This is a genomic window from Cytophagia bacterium CHB2 (assembly GCA_030263535.1).
In the GTDB taxonomy this organism is placed as follows: domain Bacteria; phylum Zhuqueibacterota; class Zhuqueibacteria; order Zhuqueibacterales; family Zhuqueibacteraceae; genus Coneutiohabitans.
In genome coordinates this window covers 1-12,170 of the sequence record SZPB01000194.1, presented here as the reverse complement: position 1 = coordinate 12,170, position 12,170 = coordinate 1, and the positions used below count along the sequence as shown (strand labels likewise).

11 protein-coding genes are annotated in these 12,170 nt (G+C 52.1%); 5 read left to right on the top strand and 6 right to left on the bottom strand.

Features of this window, described 5'->3' with window-relative positions; genetic code table 11:
• The first annotated feature begins 237 nt into the window (after positions 1–237).
• On the top strand, positions 238–1,401 hold the full coding sequence (locus FBQ85_17840; protein ID MDL1876997.1) for a tetratricopeptide repeat protein: 1,164 nt from the start codon (positions 238–240) through the stop codon (positions 1,399–1,401).
• A gap of 404 nt (positions 1,402–1,805) precedes the next feature.
• Here the strand turns inward: FBQ85_17840 and FBQ85_17835 are convergent, their stop codons facing one another.
• Positions 1,806–2,087 (bottom strand): hypothetical protein, encoded by a 282-nt coding sequence (locus FBQ85_17835; protein MDL1876996.1) that lies wholly within the window; start codon positions 2,085–2,087, stop codon positions 1,806–1,808.
• Between the two features lie 98 nt (positions 2,088–2,185).
• Here FBQ85_17835 and FBQ85_17830 point away from each other — a divergent pair, with 98 nt between their 5' ends.
• From FBQ85_17830 to FBQ85_17815, 4 genes are all read left to right on the top strand, one after another.
• The gene (locus FBQ85_17830) at positions 2,186–2,497 is read left to right on the top strand and encodes a hypothetical protein (GenBank protein ID MDL1876995.1); all 312 of its coding nucleotides are present in this window, start codon (positions 2,186–2,188) and stop codon (positions 2,495–2,497) included.
• 466 nt (positions 2,498–2,963) lie between these two features.
• Positions 2,964–5,270, top strand: a complete 2,307-nt coding sequence (locus FBQ85_17825) for an ABC transporter ATP-binding protein (GenBank protein MDL1876994.1) — start codon at positions 2,964–2,966, stop codon at positions 5,268–5,270.
• Positions 5,271–5,420: 150 nt separating this feature from the next.
• Positions 5,421–5,966 carry a DUF1854 domain-containing protein gene (locus FBQ85_17820; protein ID MDL1876993.1) on the top strand — a complete coding sequence of 182 codons (546 nt, stop codon included), beginning with the start codon at positions 5,421–5,423 and terminating at the stop codon, positions 5,964–5,966.
• A 134-nt stretch (positions 5,967–6,100) separates the two neighbouring features.
• Complete coding sequence (locus tag FBQ85_17815) at positions 6,101–6,733, top strand: NAAT family transporter (protein ID MDL1876992.1); 633 nt, start codon at positions 6,101–6,103, stop codon at positions 6,731–6,733.
• Between the two features lie 77 nt (positions 6,734–6,810).
• On the opposite strand, the gene dinB is transcribed toward FBQ85_17815, so the two are convergent.
• The 5 genes from dinB to FBQ85_17790 form a co-directional block, all read right to left on the bottom strand.
• Complete coding sequence (dinB, locus tag FBQ85_17810) at positions 6,811–8,004, bottom strand: DNA polymerase IV (GenBank protein ID MDL1876991.1); 1,194 nt, start codon at positions 8,002–8,004, stop codon at positions 6,811–6,813.
• A 173-nt stretch (positions 8,005–8,177) separates the two neighbouring features.
• Positions 8,178–8,930 carry a DUF1211 domain-containing protein gene (locus tag FBQ85_17805; protein MDL1876990.1) on the bottom strand — a complete coding sequence of 251 codons (753 nt, stop codon included), beginning with the start codon at positions 8,928–8,930 and terminating at the stop codon, positions 8,178–8,180.
• Positions 8,931–9,014: 84 nt separating this feature from the next.
• A complete protein-coding gene (locus tag FBQ85_17800; GenBank protein ID MDL1876989.1) occupies positions 9,015–10,433 on the bottom strand; it encodes a peptidase M64 in 1,419 nt (472 codons plus the stop codon).
• A 128-nt stretch (positions 10,434–10,561) separates the two neighbouring features.
• Complete coding sequence (locus FBQ85_17795) at positions 10,562–11,410, bottom strand: energy-coupling factor transporter ATPase (protein MDL1876988.1); 849 nt, start codon at positions 11,408–11,410, stop codon at positions 10,562–10,564.
• A 22-nt stretch (positions 11,411–11,432) separates the two neighbouring features.
• On the bottom strand, positions 11,433–12,170 hold the full coding sequence (locus FBQ85_17790; protein MDL1876987.1) for a c-type cytochrome: 738 nt from the start codon (positions 12,168–12,170) through the stop codon (positions 11,433–11,435).

The window sequence follows — 12,170 nt, the reverse complement described above, 5'->3', positions numbered from 1 at the left end:
ACCGCGAATGCACGCCAATAAACGCGAATTTTAAGATTAGCGAATATTCGCGTTTATTAGCGGTTCCCCAAATGAGTAAGTTATTTAAATGGCGTTCCTAAATTAACGGTTGTTGAAAGCTTGGGCTGTGCCTGTATCGCCGCATTTAACGGACTGACATGGCCTGGCCCGCGCGAAGGCTTTGAACAACATTCCAACTAGTTTCTAACGCTCAACGTTGGAGTATTTTAATGGAGATTGGGTGTGGAGCAACATTTTAATTTAACTGCGTGGGTTGATCGACGGCGTCGCTCGCTGGAAGCGCGAGAAGAGCAGGCGATAGGCGATCATCTTGCGAATTGTGAAGCCTGCCGCCAACTCGACGAGCTGGCCGGCCATATCGGTCGCATTGCTGCAAAGCACAAACCAGAAAAGCCTCGAGCAGTAACAACCGCCTGCCCAGAAGTAGAAACCCTCGGACTTTATTTCGCCGGAGAATTGCCTTTCTTCCAAAAGCGCGAACTCGAACGGCACTTGGCCAACTGTCATGATTGCCGAGTTGCGCTGGCCCGCCAGATCAGGCTGGAAGCCGAAACAGTAACTCCCGAAGATGAAAAACTTGAGGTTCAAACGCTGGTAGACGCGGATCAACACGTCAAAAAACTTGCGCAACGGCCGGAGCTTAATGCCGCTGCTCAAGCCGGGTCTTCCGGGTTTGCAGATTTGCGCAGTCGAGGGCTTTCGCTTGTTTCCTATCTCAGGGATGTGTTAGACGAAGTTCTTCATGTAGCTCCCCGGTATGCCGTCGCATTTACCGTTTTTTTGGTAATATCGTTCGTTGGGGGCCGCAGCTTCATGTTGTGGCGAAGCAACAGTCTGGCCGCTGCCGGGTTGCAAAGTTTAGAGAAACATCAAGATATCAGCCGGCATGGTTTTCGCCTCAAAGGCAATTTTATACCGGCGATTATTCAGACGCGAGGGGAAGGAGAGTCGGACCCCGGCCAACAAACCGCGGCAACACAATTCGAAAAGAGTTTGTGGTGGAATGACGACAATCGCGAGGCAAAGCGGGGCAGAGCTTTGGCCTTGTTCTTTGCCGGTGATTTTGCGGCTTCCCAAAATTTGCTTTCAGAGTTGCTCGATGGTGAGCCGAACAATCCCATCATTCTGAATGATTTAGGCGCGGTGGCTGCCGCCGAAAGTGAGGAGGAAGCGGCGCTCCGATATTTCGAAAAAGCTTTGCAAATAAATCCGGGATTTGTCGAAGCGCGTTTCAATCACGCCGCTGTTTTGCAAAAACTAAAACGCTTTGAGGAGGCGCAAGCGGCTTGGAAACGTTATGCCGAATTGCAGGATACCGCAGCATGGCGTGACGTTGCGGAAGAACGCAAATCAGAAATTGCAGATTTTCAAAATTTTTAGAAAACCTCTGTGAGAAAATTAACTTTTTGAGAGTCTTTGCTAATGCAGGGTGAGAGAGCATCTCGATCTCTAAGTGAGATGCGAATAGATAAAACCACCCTGTTGGAAGTTAAGGGGGGATGGGGGTACGGGGCGGACTCAATCTCTTGGTTCGCCCCGTTCTTGTCTCGACAAAAAAACGCCCCAACGGGTGGCTCGATAAAGTGCCAGGAACGGTACTTTTGCCGTGAGCGAGAAGCCGCTTTGCAAGAAAAAATGCGAAGCGGCTTTTTCGCTTGATGAACCGATATCCCGGCAAAAATGTTATAACCAGGCTGGCCAAGGCTCGATCATCGTGGATGCCCCGGCCAAGCCGTTGCCGAAGGAGCCGGGATCACCGATCGTGACTGTCAAAATTCACAAGATCACTTCTTGAAAAGCTGCTCCAGTTTTTTGCGCGCCTCGGCGGCTCGATCATTTCCGGCTGGCCGCGGCCCCGTTACCGGCTCAAAGTAGTCACAAAAATTGCCCCTTTCCTTGTCCGGCACGAACTCAGCCTGCGGTTCGCGGCATTGATGATGCGCATTGACATCATAAAAGCGGCAGTTGCGGCAGCAGTGCAGATATGCCGAACACTTGGGGCAGGTATCCGGTCGCCGGATTTTTTCTTTGATTTGAATATCCGTTCCACACGAATAGCATTGCATGAAGGGCTCCCAAAAATTTTCACAATTTGGGTGGTTTGATGTTGCGCGGGAATTTAATCTAAGAAACGTGCTTGCACAACTAAATTCAAATAACTATATTGCGCGCGCGCCAGAAAACGATCTCCGGCTCTTTGGGTGAACAAGCTTTCCTGCGCAAACGCGATGGTTACATGGCGCTGGCTTTTAGCCTGAGAAAAACAAATAAGGAACGCCATTTAAATAACGTACTCATTTGGGGAACCGCTAACAAACGCGAATATTCGCTAGTCTTAAAATTCGCGTTTATTGGCGTGCATTCGCGGTTTGAGATTTGGGCAAGTTATTTAAGCGACAATCCTAAATTGCCGCATTCGGCTGCGTTTGTTCAAAAATCATTCCGGAACTTATTTCTGTTTCGCTCATTGAAGTGAACATGCTCCCGCTGAAAATACCGGTCAAGCAAAGCGCGAGTGCACGTAACCATGATCGGTGAGAAAGGCTGTGAACCTTTTCAGAAAGGGGGAAATCCCACGATGATTCTTCAACGTTACATTCCGCGTGTCGCCTGCTGAGCTTTTGCTCGCGAGTCGATTCTAATCACCATTGCCGCGCTGCTGGCCGGCGTCTCTTCGTCTTTTCACTTCTCGCAGGCAGTCACTTCTGATCGTTATTTGTCACGAGATGATTTTTCTCGCTCGGCGGCGTGCGCCTGTTTGATTTCAGGCCGGCCACAGCCTGCCGATGGCGCATGTCATGCAAAATGCTATCCCAGAAGATCGGCAATCGTTGCACTAATCCGAGCCTTTGTCGTTCGTCAAATGAAATGACGCGAACGCTGATCAGCTTTGGGGTTAAACCGATTTAATCATTTTATTTCCAGGAAATCAAGGAGGATAAATGACCCAAAATTTACTACGACAATATTTCCAACAGCCAGAAACCTTGCCTCCCAAGGTCGCACAAGCCGTTGCGCAAGCCTTGGGCGCTGAAAAAATTCGCGCCTACGCGCTGTGCGATCTCGATAGCGAGATGCGTTTTACCGAACGCTGGTTGGTATTGGGTGAACAACATCTTGCCGTGGTTGAACCGAACGGCGAATGGCGCAATGGCAGCACGGATTGGACGCTGGCAAAGTTTGCGCTGGTGACCATCGAGAAATTCGAATGGCTCGAAGGCTTGTCAAGCAGCCGGTTGAATCTGATTGATCAAGACCAGAAGCTGTTGGTTGTCGCGCAGTTCACGCGCAGGCAAAGCCGCGCCATGAGTAATTTGCAATTCATGGCGGAGCAAGCGCGCGATCGTTTGCGCGCGCCGCAAAAACCGGTTGACGCTGCCAGCGAGTTTGAAGGTGCGGAGGATTATCAAGACGCCATGCTCAAGGCGGTGTTCGAAGCAAAATCAACGCTGGCGGTTCCGAAAATGGGTGTGATGGTGCGATTGCTGTCGTATTTGCGCCCGCACAAGAAGGAAGTCGCCATCGGCTTGACGCTGGCCGCTTTGCTCACCGGCTTGAATCTCTTGCCGCCCTATCTCACCGGAGCGTTGATTGACAAAATCATCCGCCCGGCCGAAACCGGCCAAATTGCCAATCCCTGGTTTTGGCTGTGGATGGTGATTGGCGCGCTGGCCGTGGTGTGGGCCGGCGGAGAATTTCTCTCGTTCTTGCGGTTGCGCATCATGGCGCTGACCGGCGAAAAAATCGCGGCACGATTGCGCGGCCAGATTTATGCGCATATGCAGAAGCTCAGTCTGGCGTTTTTCTCCACGCGTTCGACCGGCTCGCTGATCACGCGCGTGAGTTCCGATACCGACCGGCTGTGGGATTTCATCACATTCGGCATCATCGAAATTATTGTAGCCGTGCTGCAAATCATCGGCGTTGCCATCGCGCTGCTAGTGATGGATTGGTCGCTGGCAGTGTTGGTATTGATTCCACTGCCGCTGATGACGTGGCTGTTTTATCGTCACAGCCAGAAGATTCAGATTCTGTTTTTGCGCATCTGGCGCAAATGGTCGGCAATGACGGGCGTGCTGTCGGATGTCATTCCCGGCATTCGTGTCGTGAAGGCCTTCGCGCAAGAGAAGCACGAAATCAATCGGTTCGAAGAGAAAAATTCGGCGCTGGAGCGCGAAGCCGATAATCTGCACGAATTATGGACACGTTTCTGGCCGAAGATGGTAATGCTGATGCATGTGTGCAGTTTAATCGTTTGGTCGGTAGGCGCGCCGCGCGTGTTGCGCCATGTTCTCAGCAACGGTCAGGAAGGCATGCCGCTCGGTGTCTTTATCGCCTTCACCGGTTACATGTGGATGTTTTGGGAGCCGGTGCGCCATCTCGGTATGATGAGCCGCACACTCAATCGTGCAACTTCATCAGCCTCGCGCGTGTTTGAAGTGTTGGACACTACGCCGACGATCGTTTCCAAGCCTGATGCCATTTCCTTGGAACTGATCGAGGGCCGGGTAACGTTTGAAAACGTTACGTTCAACTACGACGGCATTCGCAATGTTGTCAAGGGCGTGTCGTTCGAAGTGATGCAAGGTGAGATGATTGGCTTGGCCGGCCCCTCGGGCAGCGGCAAAAGCACGCTGGTGAATTTGATCTGCCGTTTTTATGATGTCAAAAGCGGCGCCGTCAAGATCGACGGCATCGACGTGCGCGACCTGGAATTGAGCAACATGAGAAGGCAAATCGGCATGGTGTTGCAAGAGCCGTATCTCTTTCGCGGCAGCATTGCGGAAAATATTGCCTATGGTTCGCAAGGTGCGTCGTTGCATGACATTATCAGCGCGGCGCGCGCGGCCAACGCGCACGAATTCATCTGCGGTTTGCCAGACGGCTATGACACCATCATCGGCGAGCGCGGTCTGACGCTCTCCGGCGGTGAACGCCAGCGCATCAGCATTGCGCGCGCGATTTTGCACAACCCTCGCGTGTTGATTCTGGACGAAGCGACCAGCTCGGTGGACACCGAGACGGAGAAGAAAATTCAGGAAGCATTGCAGCGCCTGGTTGCAGGACGCACGACGTTTGCCATCGCGCATCGCCTCTCGACGTTGAGCGCTGCAGACCGGCTTTTCATCATGGAAGATGGAAAGCTGGTGGAACAGGGCACGCACGAGGAGTTGCTGGCCAATCCCGAAGGTGTTTATGCCAAGTTGCATCGTACGCAAATGGAATTGCAGGCGCTGATTGCGGTTTGATCAAAAAACTGCAGGAAAGCTGCTGCACGCCGAAACCATCCTGGCATGAAAAGCGCAGGCACGTTGCAAAATTAGCGCATCTGATTTTGCAGCATGCCTGCGACGCTATGATTGCACAAGTTTTTAGGGTCAAAAGCTTTTGGAGAAAATATGATCGAAACAGTGGAACAACAATCTGAAACTGAACATTTGAAGAATTCAACTCCTCTGCAAGCGCAGAGCACAAGTCTCAACTTGCGGCGCCGCGAGGACGGCCGGCTCGTGTTACAACAGTTGAACGACAACGGAGAATTGGCTGAAACGGCGGTGCAGCTTGCGTGTTGCTTTCCGTGGAGTTACCCGCTGCAATATGTCAGCCTGCGCGATGATAAAGGCCATGAATTGATGCTGTTGGAGTCATTGGAACATCTTGCGGAGAGGCAACGCCGGCTCATTGAAGAGGAGCTGGGTGCGCGCAATTTTTTGCCGCGCGTGATTGCCATTAAAGCCGTCACTGATGAAACCGAGCTGTTTCATTGGCGCGTGGTCACCACTGCCGGCGAGCGCAGCTTTATGACGCGGCGGCATGAACGTCCGCGCCGCCTCGCCAGCGGCGAAGTTCTCATCAAGGATATTTACAATGACATCTATGTCATCGTGCGCGCCGACGATCTCGACGCCAAGAGCTTGCGTTTGTTGTGGGTTTATTTAGATTAAACCAAACGTAGGTCTGAAGATCAATACCGTGCGCGCAAATTGGAAATCACGGAAATAGCTTTTGTGTTTGATTTCTGGCGATTTCCTCTTTGCGGGCAAAAGCTGTTCGGCGTGCAGATTTTGTCGGGAGATTCATGCTGGCCTTTGCCCTCAATGCATTCGTTGCCGTGCTCGTGATTACCGATCCCCTCGGCAACGTTCCGATATTCGCGAGTTTGTTGAATGACTACACGCCGGCGCAACGGCATCTCCTCATTCGCCGCGCTTGCCTCGTCGGCGTGTTGATCCTCATTTTGTTCACTCTCATGGGAGGCTTCATCCTCAAGCTGTTCGGTATCACGATTGGCGCGTTCCGCATTGCCGGCGGATTGATCTTGTTCGGCGTAGCCACCCACATGCTCGCCGCACAAAAATCGCGCATTCGCCTTACGCCCAGCGAACAAATCGAAGCGCACGAAAAGGAGGACATTTCCATCGTGCCGCTGGCGATTCCGCTGATCAGCGGGCCGGGCGCAATTGCCACGGTGATGACGCTCACTACGCAAGCTGAGAATGTTTATCATATGGCCATCATTATTGCCGCTATTTTGTTCGCTGGCATCACGTCTTATGTGATTTATCATTACGCCGGCTCGCTGTTGCTGAAAATCGGTGAAACCGGGCTCAATATCATGACGCGCCTGCTGGGCCTCATTCTTGCCGTGATGGCGGTGCAATTCGTGATCAATGGCGTGCGGGATTCGTTCCCGGAAATTTTTGGCAGGTAGAGTACGAAGCTAAATTGGGGGCAAATCAAATGTGCAGGTGTACAGGAAAGAGGCAAGAAAGTTGGGGGGGCTGAAATTCATTTTTTGCGTTCCGGAACTTCTTCGGCGCCGAGAAAACGATGTGACCGTTCGCCGAGCAGGCTGGCCCGCACCACGGCCTCTTCTCCAAATTTTTCTCTCAAATCGTCGAGCAGATGCGCCACTTTTTCCTGCTTGGGCGAGCTCGTTTCATCAAACAACTGCAACTGTTCGCCGCCGGTGTTATTGAGATGGGACATGCCCACGCCCACCAGGCGAATCTTCTTGTTGTCTCGTTCGAATTTGTGAAAAAGATCCAGCGCCACGCGCCGCATCAATTCCGCCTCATTCGTGTAGGCGCTCAACGTTTGCCGGCGCGTGTACGTCAAAAATCCTTCCAGACGAATCTTTAGCGTAAGCACACGACCCTTGAGTTGCTCCCGCCGCATGTCGGCGCTCAAATCATCTATAATTTTCCACAAACGTTTTTCCACCACCGCCATATTGGCTTCATCTTCATCAAAGGTGTATTCCTGACTGATCGACTTGCGCTGCCCCCAATCGACAACTTCGCGATTATCGATGCCGTTCGCCAGTTTCCACAACTGCGCACCCCATAAGCCGAAATGTTTTGCCAGTGTTTCTTGTGTAGCTTTGGCAATATCTCCGATAGTATTGTAGCCGTAATCGCGCAAGCGTTTTTCAGTTTTGGGGCCAACACCCCAGAGTTTTGCTATCGGCAAAGGCGCTAAAAACGCCTGTTCTTCTCCCGGCGGGCAAATGGTCAAGCCATCAGGTTTCTGCAAATCAGATGCGACTTTGGCAATAAACATGTTGCGCGCCAGGCCCACCGAGGCCGTCAGCCCGACTTCCTGTTTAATGCGCGTTTTGAGGTGTTCAGCGAGTTTGCTTGCACAGCCGTAAGAGTGATACGTCTGCGTCACATCCAAAAAAGCTTCATCAATGCTGATTTGCATCAACTGCGGAGAATAGTCGCCGAGAATCGCCATGACCTGATGGGAAATTTCGCTGTAGCGCCGCGGCCGGCCGGGAACGTAGATCGCGTGCGGACACAGGCGATATGCTTTCGAAATCGGCATGGCCGAATGAATGCCATAGCGCCGCGCAACATAATTTGCCGTCGAGACCACGCCGCGCCCGGCCCCGCCTTTGGGATCCGCACCGACGACCAGCGGCTTGCCGCGATAGTCCGGATGATCCATTTCTTCGATCGCGGCATAGAACGCATCCATGTCGACGTGAAGAATGAAACGCTGATTTTTTAAAGTAAAGCTGCTGTTCACACGCGTTGGGCCGGTTTATTTTTTCTGTTATTTCCGCAGGCGCAATGTCTCGGCATAAAATAACAACTTCCGTGAAATTTGCCAAGCAGCAGTTTGATGCTGATGAGATTAATCCTTGCGCATCAAGTGGCTGGCGATGCCAGTGCGAGTGCTTGTTTCTGCAATTTTTCAATGCGCTTGCCCGTGGCGATACCGCGAATCGTGTGCAATGGACCATTCAACGCATAGACAATGCCCGCCCAAAATGAACTGCGCACACCGCCGCTGCTCGCCAGCAGGATGGATAATAAGGCAACGCCGATATTGATGAGCGCGGCATAGATGTCGGAGCGCGCGTAAACAAGTTCGATCACATTCAATTCCAGAGCTGCACGCTTGCGGTAGGCATGCAAATAAAGCAGCAGATAAATCACAAAGATCGCCAAAAATCCGAGAGAATAAATGATCATCAGCGCCGGGGCAAGATTGGTTTTGATTTCGATTGCATCTCCCGGCGGCGCTAGATTAAAAAAGAGGGCGACCAAAGCGGTAAACAAAAACTTGAGCGGGTAAATATAGAACAAGACGACAAACAAGAGAATCGCATTCAAAACAATTGTAAAGCCGTCTTGCAAACCATAACGGCGGAAGAAAATGTAATGTTCGTACCAAATCCAAACGAGAAACGTAAAGCAAATACCAAACGCGAGAAAGCCGCGCATCGTGCCCAGCAATTCCTCGAAGTTGCGCGGCACTTCGAGCGACACGACGAGCAGCGTCACTGCAAACGCAAACACCGCGTCGCTAAAGCCTTCGATGCGTGACACTTCACCGCCCCGCCAGCGAAAGCCATTCTTTTCACCTAAACCTCTTCTTTGGATTTGTTCGCGCAGCATGTTCCTTCCTTAATTCCCCATGATCAGCAAAACTGAGTGATAAATCATCATGATCACTGAAAACGTGAGAGCCGGCAACCGGCTTCATTTGACATAAAAGTCAATGACTTGTTCAAGCGCGGCGCGGCATACGGGATCGAAATCAACCAGGCTCAGAGAAAACATGCGACAATCGGCGCTGGGACGATACAGGCCGCGCGCCTCATATCCGGCGCCTTCGAATGCGCCGACTTTGCCGGCATATTTTGTCTGCTGTAAAATTTCGTTTTGGCGTTTGAAGAACGGCTCCCGTTTCGCATAATAATCCGGCGCCAGACGGTCGAGTTTGCCGCGCTCGACTGCCAGGCTATCGTATTCCGCTTTCTCCCAGGGCGTGGGCAGCGGCGTGTCCGGCGCGATGAATGCTTTCCATTTCAAATTGTTTTTGTCGAGCAGCGCCGTCACATTGGGCTCCCACGGCTCGATTTCTTTGGAGTAGAATTCGCTGTATGAAACTTGCGAGCTATAATACTCATCGCCCAACCCGGCGAAGGAGTGACCGAACTCATGCACATAAACATAATCACGCTGCCATTCCTGCCCGGGCTGATCGGAGGTGGCATAGGTTGTACTGTAGAGTTGATAGATGCCGCCGCCGCCATAGCGATCGTCATTCACGATAATGTTGATGAAATCATAGGGCACTTGCCCGGCAATATCGCGCAACGCCTTGTTGGCTTCAGTTAAGATGTAGCGCGCCGAACCGAACGTGTTGTACGAGGCGCCCAGCGTGGAATTCTTCCAAACATTCTTGTCCGGCTTGGAGATGCCGGATTCTTCCGAAGTCACTTCGATCAACCAGACATTGAAATCGGGTTTGCGTTCTTTGAAAGGCGAGGTGGTGAACATGATCTCATTGAAATGCTGCGCATCTTTGCGAAACTTTCCCAAATCTTTCTCAGCATAGCCGTCGCCGAGAATGACGAGATCGACTTTTCGGCTCGCCGGGCCATTTTTCATCAAAGCGGTTGCTTTGAATTTTGGCGAGCGCTGGGCGCGATTGATGTGCACAGGAGAGGCGGGATCGATCACCGTTGAGAAGATTTCACGAAAGTTCATCTGCTTGTCGCGCCGGGAAAGAGTGAATTGTATCTTGCGCTTGGGCATCGGCATGAGCACGCTTTCGTGAAATGTGCGATAAATGCCTTGCGCGGCCTCCCCTGTGGTTTGCCATTCGTTGAACATGGTGGAAAAACCGCGCGAAAAAATGATCGCGGCTGTGGCCACGTCATACACACGCGCTTGATACTCGCCGCGATTGAGATTGTCGATCAAATTGCTCTGGCTGCCCGCCCATTCACCCTCTTCATAGCATTGATCCAATGCAATTGTTTCCTGGCCTTTCGTTCCGGTGTGATAATAATCCACGCGCAGAGTCTTGTTGAGAAAGAAGGAATCAAATGATTGCGCGTGAAGAATTGGGCCGATGAACAAAAGAAGAAAAATTTTGGATAAAGCTTTCATGATGCGCCTCTCAGTTTTGAAAAATTTTTGTTAGGGCCCGGCGCAGTCTTGCCGCGCACGGGCGATCGCCTGAAGATTGAATCCCGGCCAATCAAAAAAACGAAGGCTTGGATTTTTGCAGGAAAGCTTTAAAAATTTTGTTCACACGAGATATTCTTTGCAGCCAAAAATTTGCGCAAGCGCACGGCGCGCGGCCACGCCAAACCGGCGCGTGCGAGCAAATTCGCCGGCGCAGCGTCAGACGCTTCGTTGTGTTCCAGAAGTTGGCCGTCTCGCCATAACTCCGCCGGCTTGCCGTCGAAGATGATTTCTCCCGCTTGCAACACCAGCACGCGTTCCGCGAGTTCCGCGACAAAATCCATGTCGTGGCTGACGAGCACAACGGTTTTGCCCTGCCGGAAACATTCCTGCAGAATTTGTTTGATTTGAGCAACGCCGGCGGCGTCCAGGCTGGCGGTCGGCTCATCAAGCACAAGCATCTCGGGATTCATCGCGAGAATTCCCGCAAGCGCGACACGGCGCTTTTCGCCTTCGCTTAATGTCATGGGATTGCGGAGCAAGAATTCTTCGGTCAAGCCTACTTGCAGCAAACTGGCGCGTACGCGCAGGTGCACTTCATCCGCGGCCAGCTTCAGTTGCGCGGGGCCAAAAGCAACATCTTCAGAAACCGTCATGCCAAATAGCTGTGCTTCGGGAAACTGAAAAGCCAAGCCGATACGCGTACGCAGCTCGTGCAAGTTATATCCGGAGGCATGAATGTCGCTGCCATCGAGAGAAATTTGCCCGCGCGTCGGTCGCAATAAGCCGTTGAACATTTGCATCAACGTGGTTTTGCCGGAACCGGAGCGCCCGACAATGGCTACGCGTTCAGCTTCTCCAATGGCAAAATTCAAATGGCGAAGCTGCTCCTGGCGGGCTGATGAACCTTCTCCAAATCTTTCGTATGCAAAAGAGACATCTTGAAACGATATTATCATGAAGCCATCACTTCAACCAAAGTCATTTCCCCTCACGCGACCATGATGGGCCTTGGCATTGGCACAATTGCCGGATATATGCCACGAGCCCGCGAATTTCTTCAGAACTTAGCCGTTGCCCCCACGCCGGCATGAACGGGCTTTTGTTCAGAATATATCCACCCGCGTAAATGCCGTCAAAAAGTGTATCATCCGGCCGTTGCGACATGTGAACCGCATCGGCGTGGCTGGTCGGGGGGGCGGGCAAAAATTTGGCGTTATAACCGCGGCCATCGCCGGTTTCGCCGTGACATGAAGCGCAGTAGCGGCGATAATGTTTTTCTTCTTCGCTCCGGCCCGCGGGTGAGATAATGGGATTGTCAATCAATGAAAGATACGCCGGCTCACCGGCAACGTTTTCATCTTGCAGCAGGAAGTTCAAGATCAACTCTTCGGTTTTTTCAGGCATCAAAATTTTGGGCATGTTGCCTTCGGGAATAAGGCCATGCGGATTGCGCACAAAGTGATAGGCGAACTCCGGCTGCAAACGGGATTTCACGTGTGCAAAGTCTGGCCCAATTCTGCCGCCTTGCTCGCCAAGCTGGTGACAACCCAGGCACGGCAGCTTTTCAGCCAGCAAGGTTCGCGCTTTTGTTTGGGCAAAAGGTGAAAGTGGCTTTGGGCTAAACCCGTTCGTGCCTGCAATGGCGTCATGCTTTTGCTGCATCAAATGCGCAGTGATCACTTCGCTTTCGGCATCCGTCAAACGAAAGTCCGGCAT